Raw genomic sequence first — 14652 nt, 5'->3', positions numbered from 1 at the left:
ATGGTTTTGTAATTTGCAATGTTTTTCCGACGCATAGTTATTATGGGATAATTTATCGCGCAAGACAAGAGCCCCTTTTTTATGGGGTATTTAACTCCATTTTTTATTTCATTGTGTTGTTTATTTTTGCCTCCTGGTTTTTATGCACGACACCTACGAGCCAACTATGCGACACTTATTTTTTGTGGCGCTGGCATAGCACTGGAGCAAAACCGCTTATTGGAGAATCCAGGGCGGAAAATTCGATTTTGGCAGGGGGGACAAGGCCAAGGACAGCCCGAAAGTCAGGAGAATTCCATACGGCCAGACGCGCAAGCTCTGCTATGCGTATCTGTCGGGGCTGTAGTCGGCGGGCAGTCCAAGTTCCGCGTTTGTTCGTCGTTGACACTCGTCTGATTCGAGATCGGCAAGCATGTATTTCGCACACATCATGTTCCAGTGCCGTGAAAGCTCCTCTCGTCTTTCTTGTTCGGCCTTGGAGCGTTGAGGTCTGGCTGAAAAATGATTTTTAAGCCCTATGGTCACTCGGCGCATGAAATCCGTTATCTTTCGTTGCGCTTTCATGGCTCGGCGCTGCAATTTTTGTGTGGCCCTGGCTCTTTCTCTCTGGAGCATCGGCCAAAGTTCAGAAATTCAAAAAAGAGCTCGGTCACAACGCGAATGGCCGATGCCGGAGTCACGGACGATGGTTCGCATGTCTATGTCGATAAAGCCGTTTTCCAGCATGGATGTTCCAAGACAGAGAGAAGCAAGGTCAAGGTGGGACAGGATTGTCTCAATGACAATTTGGTAAGCCTCTCTGCCCTCTGAGCTCGTTTTCCGGTGTGGGTGCGATTGGAGATTGGAGCACAGCTTGCATTTCTTTGGATGGAAGCACCACGCCTTTGCGTATGGAGTTGACCGAAGAGAGGTTGAGATTGCGGGAATCGTCTCCACAGCGGCTCCCGTTCATTCTTCCACCCCAAGGGAAGGGAAGCGTTGCTTTCATCAGTCATAGTGACAAGCACATGAGGGCGTAAGGTCCCACGCGCAAAGGATTTGACATCCTACTTTGCAGAGCTCTTACCAATGACAATGGTCTCAATGCAGCCACATCCGACTGTGCTGTGTTAAGCACAATATCGTCCTGATTGATACTCAAGAAGCTTTATAAAACAGCAGTAAACGAATATGTTTTTTCGCAGTTGCAGCGCACAAAAAAAGCACCTGGCAAGTGCTTGCCAAGTGCTTGAAGTATGGAGCCGATAAGCGGACTTGAACCGCTGACCTACTGATTACGAATCAGCCGCTCTACCAAACTGAGCTATATCGGCGTACAGGGCGGGAAGAGCTTGAAAAATGTGGTTTAAGGATTTTTGATGTAGCAATTTTATGCTATAGTGTCAAGGATATGAATTACACTTTTCTCTGGATACTGACATTTCTGCTGGTGCTCTGCAGTTGCCAGAACAACGAGGTTGAACCGCCAACACCTCAGAAGCCCGCTTCAACTCAACAGTCTGCCGCACCGGTTAAAACCGGATGCCGGGAGTGCCACGACACCATCAGGCTGGATGCTGCCCATCAACTGGCCTGTACCAGCTGTCATCAGGGTGTTGACCAGCAAAGTGATGCAGACCGTTCACATGCCGGTCTGGTGGCCCGTCCCAGTCATCCCGACCACATGCAGAAAACCTGTGGCAGCTGTCATGCCGAACAACTTGCCACCGCTGCCAAATCACTGCATTTCACCCTTGCCAATAAGGTGAACACGGTTCGTCACCACTTTGGTGCCCAGAACACCCTGACCACGCCCCTGGACATCCCCCAGAGTGCAACCATTGATAGCCCTCTGGCCCTGGCCGACGATATGCTGCGCCGCCGATGCCTGCGTTGTCACGTCTACTCAGCAGGTGATGACTATGCAGCTGTTACCCACGGCACTGGTTGCAGTGCCTGTCATCTCCCCTTCAAGGACGGCTCGTTGCACAGCCATGCCTTTACAGTGCCCACGGATAAACAGTGTTTAAGCTGCCATTACGGCAACTATGTGGGCAGTGACTACTACGGCCGGTACGAACACGACTACAACTGGGAGTATCGCACCCCCTACACCACGACCACTCCGGGAAATGTACCGGATCGACCCTATGGTGTTGAGTGGCACGAGCTGTCAACAGACATTCATCACCAGCGCGGGCTCAGTTGCATTGACTGTCACCAGAAGATAGGCCATGGAACGCCGATAGCCCTCACCTGCCGAACCTGTCACGGCTGGCAACCGGGCCAGGCTGTACCGGCTCTGACCAATGTGAGTGTACGCAACAAAACCCTGGTTGTCCGCAGTCGGACTGCCGACAAAGAGCATCTGGTTCCACTGCTGCAGCACCCGGCTCACAAACAGTACGGGCAAAAGGTGGCCTGCCAGGTCTGCCACGGCCAGTGGAGCTACAACGACGGTTCCACGCACCTGCTTTTATCTCAACACGAAGACCACGACGCCTGGGACAGGCTGACTGTACAGTCAAGTTCTGAGGTGGAAGCGCTGCTGGAACACAACCTCCACTATTCAGACGAGTGGCCTCTGACCATGCGCGACGGTTTAACCGGCACAGCCAGGCCGGGCATCTGGTACCAGGGGTTTAGCCAACGGCGTTGGGAGCAGATGGAGATTCACCAGGACAGTGACGGCATCATCAAGGTGTTCCGGCCTATCCTTGATCTGCACCTGTCCATGATTGAAGCCGACGCCACCGTACCCTTTGACAACATCACCGGTCAAGGCAAGGGGCTTCGGCCGTACACACCCCACACCACCGGTCCGGCGGGCCTCTTCTATCGTGACCGTTTTCAGCACCTGCTTCCGAAAAACACTCCGTAACCACATGTCTGCCTGCTCTGTCTTTCGATCCTGTATCCACACCTTTGTACTCTGCCTGGTACTCTGCCTCGGGTTCGGCTGTGCAACAAAACAGGCTGAGCCGAAAAAAGGTGTGTCCGCACCGGGTAAGAAAAAATCCAGGATGCCGGCCACCCAGCGACCCTACGTTATCAACGGTATCACCTACTATCCGATTCCATCGGCAACAGGCTATGTTGAACGAGGTATAGCCTCATGGTACGGCAAACCGTTTCATGGCCGCAAGACATCCAACGGTGAAACCTACAACATGCACGCCGATACAGCGGCTCATAAAACCCTGCCCATGAACACCATGCTGCTGGTGAAAAATCTGGAAAACGGGCGTTCCACCACTGTGCGTATCAACGATCGCGGCCCGTTTGTTCAGGAACGCATTATTGACCTGTCGTATAACAAAGCCCAGGAACTGGGTGTGATCGGTCGGGGGACCGCCCGTGTGGAGATCGTTGCTTTAGGCGCCCAGCAGGTGGAAGAGCAGCCCCTGGTGGCTGCCAAAACCGGCAGCAGGACAGGTGAAGAGGTGAGCAGGCCCAAACCAAAAATCAAACCGCCGCCCATCCCGGACTTTGACAAAGGCAACTTTTATGTACAGGTGGGCGCCTTTGTACAGGTTGAAAACGCCAGGACTCTGGCCAAGGCCTTTGCCAGACGGGGTCGTGATGTCATTATTCAGCAGTATCCGGCAGCCGGCATGAACCTGTACAGGGTGATGATCTTTGCCAGCACCTCACTCAAACAGGCAAAAGTGTATGAACAGGGGTTGAAAAACGAGGGATTCCGGTACGCTCTACTGCTGGCTCGCTAGACGCTCACACTCAAAACCACGGACTGTGGTGATGAAGCTGTGGATACGATGATGATTTTTCAGCCCTGGTGCATCTTCCAGACCTGAGTTGGCATCAACCCCGTAGGGGGTGACCTGTTTGAGTGCGACTCTGATATTCTTCAAGTCAAGACCACCGGCCAGAAAGAAGGGCCGATCCAGCTGCAGCTGATCGATCAGAGACCAGTCAAATCTTTGACCGGTGCCGCCGGCCCTGCTGTGCTCATAGGTATCAAGCAGATACCCGTGAACCGCAGTCCTGTAAGGGGTAATATCTGCAGACGTGCTGTGCGTGCCGACTCGAACGGCCTTGATTATCCGGCAGGATGCAGCGCTATCAGCCAGTTGCCGGCAGTAGTCCGGTGGTTCCGCACCGTGCAGTTGCACATGGGTCAGGCCGCACGCACGGACAGTACGAACAACCTGCTCCAGCTTTTCGTCCACAAACACACCCACAGCGGCAACCAGGGGCGGCAGTTGTCTGATGATATCTTTTGCCGCCGACAGCGAGACGGCCCGGGGACTCTTTTCATAAAAAATAAACCCCAGGGCGTCAACACCGGCTGTTGCAGCACAAAGTGCGTCAGCAAGGCGGGTCATCCCGCAGATTTTGATACGGATACGATCGGGTGCGCTCATACGGCCAGAAAATTCTGCAGCAGTTGATCCTTCTGCCCGGCCCGCATCAGACTCTCACCGATCAACGCAGCCTTGACGCCGGCCTCTTTTAAGCGCTGCATATCAGCAACCGATCTGATTCCCGACTCACTCACCACCGGAACACTCGCCGGTATCATCGGCAACAGTTGAAAGGTGGTTTCCAGGCTGACTGAGAAATCATTCAGATTACGGTTGTTGATACCAATGAGCCGGGCACCGCTTTGAAGAGCTGTGTTCAGCTCCTGTTCATCATGCACCTCAACCAGAACATCCATGCTATGTGATTCGGCCTGCAGGCGGAAATCGCGCAGCTGCTCCTGTTCTAAAACAGCGGCAATGAGCAGAATCGCATCGGCACCAACCACCCGGGCCTCTTCAATCTGCAGTGGATCGATAATAAAATCCTTGCGGAGCACCGGCAGCTCGACCGCCTCCCGCACCAGGGGAATAAACATGAGCGCCCCCTGAAAGAAATCAACGTCGGTTAACACCGATAAACAGTGGGCACCACCGTCCTGATAGTTGCGGGCTATGCGTACCGGATCAAAATCAGGTTCAATAACCCCTTTGGAAGGTGAGGCTTTTTTGGCCTCAGCAATAATCGCCACCGACGGTGTTGCCAGCAGTGCCTGTAAAAAGCCGCGAGGAGGGGCAACCGGTCGCTCCATCACCGGTAAACCATTTTTCTTAAGGACAGCCACCTCTTCATACTTTCGAGCGACAATGGCATCAAGTATCATATAAACCTCACCCTTTGCTGAACTGGATCAACTGCTCGAGTTTATCGAGTGCGGCACCGGAGCTGATGATTGTACGAGCCAGGTCTATACCCTCAAGTATTGATTCGACCCGGCCTGCGGCCATCAGGGCTGTACCGGCATTGAGCAGGACCATATCAAGTTTGGCGCCTTTTTCTCCACCCAGCACGGCCCGAACCTGTCTCCCCGACTCCTCTGCGGTCCGCCCCCCGCGAATGGCAGCCATGGGTGCGGTGTGCAGGCCAACCTCCTCAGGGGTCAGCACCGAGTTGGTCACCCTGCCTTTGGAGGCATCGGCAATGTGTGTTGCCCCGGTAATAGTCATCTCATCCAGGTTGCCTTCTCCCCACACAATGATCACACGCTGCATGCCAAGCCGTACAAAAACCTCGGCCAGTACAGTGGTCAGCGGCAGAGAAAACACGCCGGTCAGTTGAACATTGGTCCCGGCCGGATTGGTCATGGGACCGAGAATATTGAACAGGGTACGGATACCGATCTCCTGCCTGGGCCTGATGGCATGCTTCATGGCACCATGGAGCATGGGGGCGAAGAGAAAACCAATGCCGACCTCCCGCACACAGGCTCCCACCTTTTCCGGCGGCATTCTTAAATCAACGCCCAGTGCTTCAAGCACATCCGCACTGCCACAGTGTGAAGAAGCGGCACGGTTGCCGTGCTTGGCCACCGGAATACCGGCAGCAGCGACAATAAAGCTCGTGGTGGTTGAAACGTTAAAGCTGCCGGAGCCGTCACCACCGGTGCCGACGATATCCATAAGCACCTCACCGGCCCGGGTATTCACCCCGGTATCAATGAAGGTTGCCTTCTCCCGCATAACCCGGACCGCACCGACAATTTCATCGATACTCTCACCCTTCATGCGCAGGGCGGTCATAAAGGAGCCGATCTGCGCGCTGGTCGCCCCGCCGCTCATGATCTCCTGCATCACCTCGACCATCTCCGGCTCGGTTAAATGTTCCAAAGCAACAACTTTGGCAATGGCCTCTCTAATCATGCTCTCCCCTCACTGTTGCAGGATGATTTTCAGGATCGCTTTCGTACAAGCTCTTCGTAGTCCGGACGGAGAAAATTGTGGAGCAGACGCCCCCCGGACTCGGTCATGATGGATTCCGGATGAAACTGCACACCTTCAACCGGCAGTGATCTGTGCCGAATCCCCATAAGTTCACCTGTATCGGTGCGGGCAGTGGCCTGCAGACATTCGGGAAGCGCTTCATCGACAATCAGCGAATGATACCGCATACCGGCAAAATGAGCAGGCAGGTCGGTAAACACGCCGCGACCGTCATGGTCGATCGGACTGGTCTTCCCGTGCATGAGACGAGAGGCCCGGATCACTCTGCCGCCAAAGGCCTCGGCTATGGCCTGATGTCCTAAACAGACACCCAGTACAGGGATATGCTGACTGAAATGAAGGATAGCGGCCATGGATATCCCTGCCCTGGCGGGTGTCCCCGGACCGGGAGAGATGAGCAGTCGATCCGGACGCAGTGCCTCTATTTCGGTCACAGTCACCGCATCGTTACGAAACACACGGATCTCAGGAGACTGCCCATTGGCAAACGTTTCGGAAGGAGCGGCGGCCAGGACCTGTACAATGTTGTACGTGAACGAATCGTAGTTATCAATGATGACGATCATGGCTCAGAACCCCTTCTCCGCCAGTTCCACAGCACGCCGAAGCCCCATGGCCTTGTTGATGGTCTCTTCGTATTCACTCTGAGGATTGGAATCGGCAACAATTCCTGCCCCGGCCTGAATCCAGAGATCCTGTCCGTGCAGGATAAAGGTGCGGATGGTGATACAGAAATCCATGTTGCCGGAAAAACCAAAATATCCCACAGCCCCTGCATAGGGTCCGCGACGGTCCACCTCCAGCTCGTCAATGATCTCCATGGCCCGTACTTTGGGTGCACCACTCACGGTCCCGGCAGGAAAACAGGCGGATAACACGTCAAACTGATCCATGCCGGGCACCAGGGTACCGTGTACTCCGGAAACCAGATGCATGACATGACTGTATCGCTCAACCACCAGGAGATCACGAACCGTCACTGAACCGGTCTGTGCCACCCTGCCGACATCATTACGACCGAGATCAACCAGCATCAGATGTTCGGCCCGTTCCTTGGGATCAGCCAGCAGCTCCTGCTCCAGGGCATGATCCTCTGCTGCTGTGATCCCTCGTTTGCGAGTACCGGCAATCGGCCGCAGTTCAATATTGCCCTCTTCCAAACGTACCAGTATCTCCGGCGATGAACCGATCAGCACGGTTTCTCCCTGGCTGAGATAAAACAGGTAGGGGCTGGGATTGATGTGGCGCAGGGCCCGGTATAAAGCGAAGGGGTTGAGGGTGGATGTGCAATGAAATCGCTGCGAGAGCACCACTTGGATGATATCACCGGCAAGGATGTACTCCTTGGCTCGTTCCACCATGGACACAAAACCGGCCTCATCCATATTGGCGGTAAATTGGTGCGGGGTAACGGCCCGCTCCTGGGAAATGCATCGGTGGTCAACAGGTTGCCGCAGACGATCAACAACAGCATCGATCCGCTGACAGGCATCCGCATACAGATGAGCCGCATCTTCCGAATCTTCAGCCCAGACATTACAGACAATGGTCAGCTTCTGCTGCACTGCATCGTGGATGAGAACCATCCTCGGTATCTGAAAGGAGGAATCCGGCAGATCACCGGGACGATGCGGATCCGGCAGATGCTCCATGAACCGGACCATATCGTACCCAAGAAAGCCGACCGCCCCTCCGTAAAATTTGGCCGGCCCCGGAGTGTTGGGTACGACAAAAGAGGCCAGCAGACGACGTAACTCTTCAAGAGGATCAACCCCGGACCGATGCTCGTTTTTTTCAGCATGCCCGGGAAAACTGACCTGCACCTGATCACGAACAGTGGTGAAGATAAGCAGAGGATCAAACCCGACAAAAGAATAACGCCCCCACTTCTCCCCGCCTTCCATGGACTCAAACAAAAAGGCATACGGATCACCACCGGCAATCTTGGCAAACAGGGTTAGCGGTGTATCAAGGTCGGCAATAACAGTACGATAGACCGGAACGAGATCGAAATCTTCGATCAACTCTACAAAGGTACGCTGTTCGGGAAAATACATGGAGAATCTGCTGAATATCAGGAGTTAACAAACGGTAGATGCAGGTATCCGGGGGTCCACCGGCCCTGTTGCGGCAACATACCCTTTACCGTCTTTTCCCGTCTCTGGAAAGAGTCGGACAAAAGCCTTGCTCATCTCTTCAAAAACCAGGGCGGTACGTCAGAAGTAAAAAGGCCATGGGAATGCACTGCACCCATGGCCTATGAATGTGAAGGAGACAACAAATATGTTGTTGCTTCAGGCAAGAGGCTGCATCTTGTTCACTCTTTTAGTCAGGCGGGAAACCTTACGAGCAGCAGTGTTCTTGTGCACAGTTCCTTTGGTTGCTGTCTTGTATATAACCGGGATGGCTGCCTGCAGAGCTGCTTTCGCCTGTTCTTCAGATCCGGAGACAATTGCCTCTTCCACTTGACGAATAGCGGTTTTCATTGTCGATTTACTCATCCGGTTACGCAAACGGCGTACTTTAGACTGACGATCTCTTTTCTCTGCTGACTTATGATTTGCCATGAAGACTTCTCACTCCTTTAAACACAAAAATAGTAAAAGCTAACATTTAAAACTGTTTTTTATACTGAAGAAATAAAACAATGTCAAGTTTACCGCACCTATTTTTAACACCTGAATTTCCAGGTATCGACATAACCGGCGCAGTCCGTATCATCGTCCCTTTTCCAGGTATTCTCATCAATGACTGTTCAGCCCTGACCATACTCAGTCATGATCGGCAAGGATTCTGAGTCGCGTTTCGATCAATGCGCGTCGTGCTCGGTAAAACGTTTACCGAAAAACCGCTCCCCCTGGAGAAAGGCAATACCGGTAAAACCGATACCTGCCAAAACCACAATCCACTCCCATCCGGAGGGAGTATAATCCAAATAGGTTGGTAAATCATCATACCCAAGATACTGCGGTACAAACTGACCACCGGTCACCATGTTCAAGCGGGCGACGAACATGCCCACCAGACTCATCAACGCTGCCGCAGACATGGCAAACAGACTCTTCATCCGTGTGAGGACAAGCAGCACAACCGGAGCTGCAAGGCCGACCCCAACCTCAAGCCCCCAAAAACTGATTGACATGGGCCCCTTGAAAAAGGCATCTGCAGCAACACGTCCATCGCTGACACCACCGACATAGAAGGAAGCCATCCGCCAGAAGACACCAACAGCAACCAAAACAATCATCAGCAACAAAACCTTACCCGCAGCCTGCACACCGGCAAACACCGCCGGCTCCATCTGTCGGCGACGGATGATATAGGCCAGATGCGTAAAGAAAATAGCAGCTGCCGCTCCGGAAAGAAAGGCACAGGCGAGAAAGAGGACAGGCATTTGCGCCCCATACCAGAAGGGCCGGGCAGCCAGTGTGGAGAAAACTCCACCAAGGCACGTGTTAGCGGCAACCTCGGCAAGGGCGCCGAAAACACCGAGTACCAGGGCCAACGTGTAGTGCTCGGTTAAAATCAGCCAGAACTCAAGAAGGATGAACCCGAGAGCCATACCGTACAGGGTGCCCATCCACCAGATATTCGAAGTAACATTTGGTGAGATGACGTTGTAAATAGCCATACGCCAGGGGTTTTCGATCTCCATGCCGATGACGAGAAAGCCACTGAGAATAGTGATCAGGGAGATCCACACCATTCGGTTGGCCAGCGGTGCGAGCTTATTACCGCCGAATATATGACTTATCGCCGCCAACAGACACAGACCCGTTGAAGTGATGGCAAAAAACGCATAGGTGGAGATCAACAGACCCCATGGAACCTCCCGGGTGTTGTTGAAAATATGCTCATGACCAATAATAAACCCGGCTAACCCGACACCGACGCCGACCAGCAACATTAAGCCGAAAAAAAACGACATCATTTTTACCAACGAATTGGCCACTTCAGGTTCAGCGGTGATATCCAGGGAAAATTGCCTTGCCATCTTTTGCCTCCTTTACGATCTCACAGAGTCTGTCTAAACAACGGGTATGGTCACGGCGACTCACCGGTTGTCACTCGTTAACCAAACGATCGACAGGGATTTTCAATCATCTGATCCGGAGGAACACTGTGCGTCCTCCTCGTCACTTCAGCAGAAAAGGGGAATCCGATAAAAACTGTACCGCTCCGCAATAAAAATTACACAAAAAACAGTCGATTACAACAGAGTTTTTCACAAAAAAGGCGAACCTCGTGGTCCGCCCTGGAAACTGACTAGAGGTAAAGACTCAGCCCTTTTTCTCAAAGTCGCCGTTCTTCTTTTTGAGCATCTTCTCAACCCCTTTGATACCGATGTGACAGGTTGTACACCGGGTGTTGGCGGCAAAGGCTATGTTACCGTTATGGCAGACACCACAGTACTGCCCTCTGTACATGGCCTGCATGTGAAACTTGTGTGCGGTTTCCTCGGCTGCCCCAATACGCATTTCAAATTCCTTGTCATGACAGCTTGCACAGTTCAGCCCCATGTCCACATGCCCTTTATGGTCAAACACAACCCCTTTAACCGGGCGGTTGAAGACGATGATTTCCGGCTGTTGCATATCACTGCCGTGACACACCTTACATGATTGCTGACCGGTGGTGCTGAAGGCAGCATCACCGTCGTGGCAGGCACCGCAATATTTGCCGGCATCGAACGAGGTGTGATTGTAATCGCCCTTGGCCTTGCCCGCCCCCCGTTTACGTTCAAACAGGCTGGGATGACAGCTTTCACAGGAGATACCAGCCGTTACCACGTGGGAATTATGGCTGAACATGTCTTTAACGGCCTCCATGATAACAATCTTGGTGTCCCCAAACGATTCGTACTCTTTGGCAGCTGCGGCCTCTTGAGCCGGCTCGGAAGGAACGGTTGCATCCTTGTCTGAAGCAAATAATATTCCCGCCGCAAAGATCACACCCCATGCAGCCATCAACAATGTTTTTCCCTTCATGGTTTTTTCTCCTTTCCCCTTTAAACGTCCAAAACCACATTCATATAAAAAACGTTCGGCAAAGCTCCGGTTTCAGGCCGGAGCACCCATACCGTTGTCTCCGGCTGGTGCACCAACTTATACACTTCACTTTCCGGATCGTTAAGGTCGCCGAAAACTCTGACATCAGCAGGACACGCCTCAACGCAGGCCGGGTCTTTCTCACCTTTGCTCAGGCGGGTATCAAGGCAGAAGTTACACTTATCAATAGCCCGCGTCTCTTCATTGTAGTACCGGGCATTGTACGGGCAGGCGGCCATACACGTTTTACAACCGATACACTTCTTATTGTCCATGACCACAATGCCTGTGGTTTTGTCCTTATAGGTGGCCACTGTTGGACAAACACGGACACAGGGTGGTTCGTTGCACTGGTTGCACAAAATAGGCATGAAGATGGTCTCCTGTTCTTTCGGCCCGATATGACGGGTCCGCTCCAGGATTTTCGTTCTCCAGCCATACGACGGCACATTGTTGGTTCGCACACAGGCGTCCATGCAGAGTTCGCAATCAATACACAGATTTTGCCGCATAACCATGCTGTAATGAGGCTTGTACGGATAGTCGGCATTCTTCGGAATCGGACCGGTGACAGCTTCTGCACGACGAATCGAGGTCAGCGACAGTATGGTCCCCCCCATGAACAATCCGGTGATGGCGAGTCCGGCGCGTAAAAATGCACGACGCTCCAGCAGAGGAAGGTGATCCACCCCTTCATTGGTTAATTCTTCCAGCTCCTTAATGTTCATTTCACACCTTCAATAAAAAAGTAACGAAAAGACTTTGGTATTCAATGCAGCATCCTGTGGTTGCAGCCGGTAAAATGAATGATTCCTCATTTAAAACGTAACGTGCGACCATACCGCAAAACCATGAGAAGAGCAAGTTCTCAAATGTATACAGACTCCGACTCAATGTACCTTTATTCCGGTTTCACAGGATCTGCACCACCGGGGAGACAGGCAGGAACAACAGAGTTTTCAAAAAGACGTACATCGGCCCCTCTACCACACTTCTGCTGCACCCCTCTTGCGACGTCACCCCCTTCATTGCCGGACTGCTCACATTGGGATACTGTTGAATCTTCCTGAGCCTTCAACAAAAAGCACTGATAGCCCGCTCAAATTTAGTCGGAATGAAGCAGATGTAAACAACAAAGTATTGAAAATCACCCGCTGTTCTGAAAAAAGGTTTTCTGCATCGTCACAGACAGATCATCTTTCAGGTGGCCTGCCTGAGGTGACCTGAATAACACCACGGGTACCGATACACTGTTTCCTGTATCAGAGGGGCACACAGTTGTAATCCGTGCCGCCCGCCGGTACCGGTCGACGAAAAATACGCTATCTGCTCCGGCATCTGTCTCTTGCACCGGACTGCCAATCAGCGGCGATGCTGTCTCCACTTCCATGGAGGAACCGGGGCTGATCTTTGCCAGAGCCCGATTCTGTTTGTCCGGGCAACGCCTTCGATGTCACGCAGCTGACGACAAAGGGGCTGTTTTTTGCAGTAACGGGGATACACCCAGGCCAACCCTCGCCGGACAAGCTCAACATTGAGTATCTGCCCCCGGAACGTCACCAGGCCGACCGTTCGCCTGTACTGATCAGTACCCATTGGTTGTATCCGCACCTTTTGACCGAGAACCATCTTTTGTACCGTCTTCTTGGCGGCAGACGCATAGGGCTGGTTGTATTCGGGACAATCAATGCCGTACAGCCGGACCGTGACTGTTCGCTTTTTCTGTTTCACCAACATTGAGTCGCCATCAAGAACTTTCGTCACCACACCCTCCCAGGCACCAACGGTTGTTGCCCACAAAAGCACCCAAAAAAGGATCAGCACTTTAAAAAATCCGACCAACAACCGCATAGGCTCAGCTTGCCTGTCAACTAAAAGTAGAGGAAGAACAGCGTCTGTCACCCCAGCGCCGTCAAAATAATGACACGTTTGAGGGCAAGTCTCTTGTACATCGAGGTTCATTTATGATAGCATATCAGAAAATCGTATTTTTATGGCTTTCTGTTACGTCTGATTCACTTCTGGTGCCCATGAGCAACAGTCATGGATTTTCAGTCGTACAGGCAGAGACGGTTTTATTGAAAATATGTTGATTGTCAACACAGATACACGTTCGATGCGCAAACCGCGGGCAACCCCTTGTTTGTCATAATATTGACATGAGAAAGGCCGGCGATGAGCCCTTGGGGACCGTTTTTCTGTTGATGCCCCGTACAGCAGAAACAAGCAAAGAACACACGTCTGATCACGTATACACTTGTGGAGATACCTTCCAGATACGCCATGTCCAGTGATATGTTTTGCGGCATAATCGGTCGAAGCCCAGTCATGCAGCAGCTGTTTAAGCTGATTGACAAGTTAGCCCAGGATGGCTCCAGCACTGTTCTCATCCAGGGTGAATCAGGAACAGGCAAAGAGCTGGTTGCCAAGGCCATACATCAGTACAGCCCCCGGAGCAGTTATCACTTTGTTCCGGTCAACTGCGCAGCCATCCCTGATGACCTGCTGGAAAGCGAGCTGTTCGGCTACACGAAAGGTGCCTTTACCGGTGCTGTCAGCCCCAAAGTCGGTCGTATTGAGTACGCCCATCGCGGCTCACTGTTCCTCGATGAAATCGGTGACATGAAACCGATGTTGCAAGCGAAACTGCTGAGAGTGCTCCAGGAACGGCAGTTCGAACCTGTCGGCGGATTAAAACCGATAGCCGTGGATGTACGTATCATTGCAGCCACCCACTGTGATCTTGAACAGATGGTTGCTGAAGGGCGCTTTCGCGAGGACCTGTACTATCGCCTCAATGTTGTTCCAGTCTCCATTCCACCGCTGCGTGCACGAGTAGAGGACATCCCGCTGCTGGTGAAACACTTTATTGAACTTCTCGGCAAAAGTAAAAAGAATCCTTTTCTCGGATTCGATCAGTCCGCACTTCGATCCCTGACAAACTATTCCTGGCGCGGCAATGTCCGTGAACTGGAAAATCTCATCCAGCACATGTCGATCCTCCACAGTGGTGCCACCGTCGGTTATCCCGATCTGCCCGATAAGTATCGTGATCCCCTCACCGCATCTGCCCCCTCGCCGCCGAGCGCATCTCAGCAACAGACCGCCAATGAGACGCGATGGGAACAGTCGCAGCTTTTCTCCCCCACATCGCCCCCTGTATCAGAAGAATGGGTAAAGGGTGAAGTTGATTTTAATGCGCTGGTCAATGACTTTGAAACACAGTTGATTGTCCATGCCCTGAAAATAACGCAGGGCAACAAAAAAGAAGCGGCACGTCTGTTAAACCTCAAACGCACCACCCTCCTGGAAAAAATCAAAAAAAAGGAACTCACCGACAACTGGGCTGAAGAATGAAAAGA

Annotated in this window: 15 protein-coding genes and 1 tRNA gene; 4 read left to right on the top strand and 12 right to left on the bottom strand. The window is 52.5% G+C overall.

Features of this window, described 5'->3' with window-relative positions:
- Window positions 1–321: 321 nt before the first annotated feature.
- Window positions 322–564, bottom strand: a complete 243-nt coding sequence (locus HP555_RS09315) for a hypothetical protein (RefSeq protein WP_199261819.1) — start codon at window positions 562–564, stop codon at window positions 322–324.
- A gap of 672 nt (window positions 565–1236) precedes the next feature.
- Window positions 1237–1313, bottom strand: a tRNA-Thr gene (locus tag HP555_RS09310).
- Between the two features lie 77 nt (window positions 1314–1390).
- Here HP555_RS09310 and HP555_RS09305 point away from each other — a divergent pair.
- The gene (locus HP555_RS09305; protein ID WP_199261817.1) at window positions 1391–2860 is read left to right on the top strand and encodes a hypothetical protein; all 1470 of its coding nucleotides are present in this window, start codon (window positions 1391–1393) and stop codon (window positions 2858–2860) included.
- A gap of 142 nt (window positions 2861–3002) precedes the next feature.
- On the top strand, window positions 3003–3707 hold the full coding sequence (locus HP555_RS09300; protein ID WP_233249128.1) for a septal ring lytic transglycosylase RlpA family protein: 705 nt from the start codon (window positions 3003–3005) through the stop codon (window positions 3705–3707).
- Here the strand turns inward: HP555_RS09300 and HP555_RS09295 are convergent.
- From HP555_RS09295 to rpsT, 6 genes are all read right to left on the bottom strand, one after another.
- Complete coding sequence (locus HP555_RS09295) at window positions 3690–4364, bottom strand: phosphoribosylanthranilate isomerase (RefSeq protein ID WP_199261813.1); 675 nt, start codon at window positions 4362–4364, stop codon at window positions 3690–3692. The genes HP555_RS09300 and HP555_RS09295 overlap by 18 nt on opposite strands.
- The gene (trpC, locus tag HP555_RS09290) at window positions 4361–5125 is read right to left on the bottom strand and encodes an indole-3-glycerol phosphate synthase TrpC (RefSeq protein WP_199261812.1); all 765 of its coding nucleotides are present in this window, start codon (window positions 5123–5125) and stop codon (window positions 4361–4363) included. Before trpC ends, HP555_RS09295 begins: the two co-directional genes overlap by 4 nt.
- Before the next feature lie 7 nt (window positions 5126–5132).
- Complete coding sequence (gene trpD / locus HP555_RS09285; RefSeq protein ID WP_199261810.1) at window positions 5133–6161, bottom strand: anthranilate phosphoribosyltransferase; 1029 nt, start codon at window positions 6159–6161, stop codon at window positions 5133–5135.
- Window positions 6162–6190: 29 nt separating this feature from the next.
- A complete protein-coding gene (locus HP555_RS09280) occupies window positions 6191–6808 on the bottom strand; it encodes an anthranilate synthase component II (protein WP_199261808.1) in 618 nt (205 codons plus the stop codon).
- Window positions 6809–6811: 3 nt separating this feature from the next.
- Window positions 6812–8299, bottom strand: coding sequence for an anthranilate synthase component I (gene trpE, locus HP555_RS09275; protein ID WP_199261806.1), 1488 nt, complete (start codon window positions 8297–8299; stop codon window positions 6812–6814).
- 237 nt (window positions 8300–8536) lie between these two features.
- On the bottom strand, window positions 8537–8809 hold the full coding sequence (gene rpsT / locus HP555_RS09270; protein ID WP_199261804.1) for a 30S ribosomal protein S20: 273 nt from the start codon (window positions 8807–8809) through the stop codon (window positions 8537–8539).
- A gap of 80 nt (window positions 8810–8889) precedes the next feature.
- Here rpsT and HP555_RS09265 point away from each other — a divergent pair, with 80 nt between their 5' ends.
- Entirely contained in the window at window positions 8890–9039 is a 150-nt protein-coding gene (locus HP555_RS09265; RefSeq protein ID WP_199261802.1) for a hypothetical protein, read from the top strand.
- Window positions 9040–9051: 12 nt separating this feature from the next.
- Here the strand turns inward: HP555_RS09265 and nrfD are convergent, their stop codons facing one another.
- From nrfD to HP555_RS09245, 4 genes are all read right to left on the bottom strand, one after another.
- Entirely contained in the window at window positions 9052–10236 is a 1185-nt protein-coding gene (gene nrfD / locus HP555_RS09260) for an NrfD/PsrC family molybdoenzyme membrane anchor subunit (protein WP_199261800.1), read from the bottom strand.
- A 286-nt stretch (window positions 10237–10522) separates the two neighbouring features.
- Window positions 10523–11230, bottom strand: coding sequence for a c(7)-type cytochrome triheme domain-containing protein (locus HP555_RS09255; RefSeq protein ID WP_199261798.1), 708 nt, complete (start codon window positions 11228–11230; stop codon window positions 10523–10525).
- A 20-nt stretch (window positions 11231–11250) separates the two neighbouring features.
- Entirely contained in the window at window positions 11251–12018 is a 768-nt protein-coding gene (locus tag HP555_RS09250; protein ID WP_199261796.1) for a 4Fe-4S dicluster domain-containing protein, read from the bottom strand.
- 634 nt (window positions 12019–12652) lie between these two features.
- On the bottom strand, window positions 12653–13141 hold the full coding sequence (locus tag HP555_RS09245) for a thermonuclease family protein (protein ID WP_199261795.1): 489 nt from the start codon (window positions 13139–13141) through the stop codon (window positions 12653–12655).
- A gap of 432 nt (window positions 13142–13573) precedes the next feature.
- Here HP555_RS09245 and HP555_RS09240 point away from each other — a divergent pair, with 432 nt between their 5' ends.
- Complete coding sequence (locus tag HP555_RS09240; protein ID WP_199261793.1) at window positions 13574–14647, top strand: sigma-54 interaction domain-containing protein; 1074 nt, start codon at window positions 13574–13576, stop codon at window positions 14645–14647.
- Window positions 14648–14652 lie beyond the last annotated feature (5 nt).

The organism is Desulfobulbus oligotrophicus (assembly GCF_016446285.1).
GTDB classification, from domain to species: Bacteria; Desulfobacterota; Desulfobulbia; order Desulfobulbales; family Desulfobulbaceae; genus Desulfobulbus; species Desulfobulbus oligotrophicus.
This window is presented reverse-complemented; position numbering and strand designations above follow the sequence as displayed.

Coding starts and splice junctions, on each gene's coding strand:
- HP555_RS09315 (WP_199261819.1), bottom strand. CDS start 564: ATGAAAGCGCAACGAAAGATAACGGATTTCATGCGCCGAGTGACCATA.
- HP555_RS09305 (WP_199261817.1), top strand. CDS start 1,391: ATGAATTACACTTTTCTCTGGATACTGACATTTCTGCTGGTGCTCTGC.
- HP555_RS09300 (WP_233249128.1), top strand. CDS start 3,003: ATGCCGGCCACCCAGCGACCCTACGTTATCAACGGTATCACCTACTAT.
- HP555_RS09295 (WP_199261813.1), bottom strand. CDS start 4,364: ATGAGCGCACCCGATCGTATCCGTATCAAAATCTGCGGGATGACCCGC.
- trpC (WP_199261812.1), bottom strand. CDS start 5,125: ATGATACTTGATGCCATTGTCGCTCGAAAGTATGAAGAGGTGGCTGTC.
- trpD (WP_199261810.1), bottom strand. CDS start 6,161: ATGATTAGAGAGGCCATTGCCAAAGTTGTTGCTTTGGAACATTTAACC.
- HP555_RS09280 (WP_199261808.1), bottom strand. CDS start 6,808: ATGATCGTCATCATTGATAACTACGATTCGTTCACGTACAACATTGTA.
- trpE (WP_199261806.1), bottom strand. CDS start 8,299: ATGTATTTTCCCGAACAGCGTACCTTTGTAGAGTTGATCGAAGATTTC.
- rpsT (WP_199261804.1), bottom strand. CDS start 8,809: ATGGCAAATCATAAGTCAGCAGAGAAAAGAGATCGTCAGTCTAAAGTA.
- HP555_RS09265 (WP_199261802.1), top strand. CDS start 8,890: ATGTCAAGTTTACCGCACCTATTTTTAACACCTGAATTTCCAGGTATC.
- nrfD (WP_199261800.1), bottom strand. CDS start 10,236: ATGGCAAGGCAATTTTCCCTGGATATCACCGCTGAACCTGAAGTGGCC.
- HP555_RS09255 (WP_199261798.1), bottom strand. CDS start 11,230: ATGAAGGGAAAAACATTGTTGATGGCTGCATGGGGTGTGATCTTTGCG.
- HP555_RS09250 (WP_199261796.1), bottom strand. CDS start 12,018: ATGAACATTAAGGAGCTGGAAGAATTAACCAATGAAGGGGTGGATCAC.
- HP555_RS09245 (WP_199261795.1), bottom strand. CDS start 13,141: ATGCGGTTGTTGGTCGGATTTTTTAAAGTGCTGATCCTTTTTTGGGTG.
- HP555_RS09240 (WP_199261793.1), top strand. CDS start 13,574: ATGTCCAGTGATATGTTTTGCGGCATAATCGGTCGAAGCCCAGTCATG.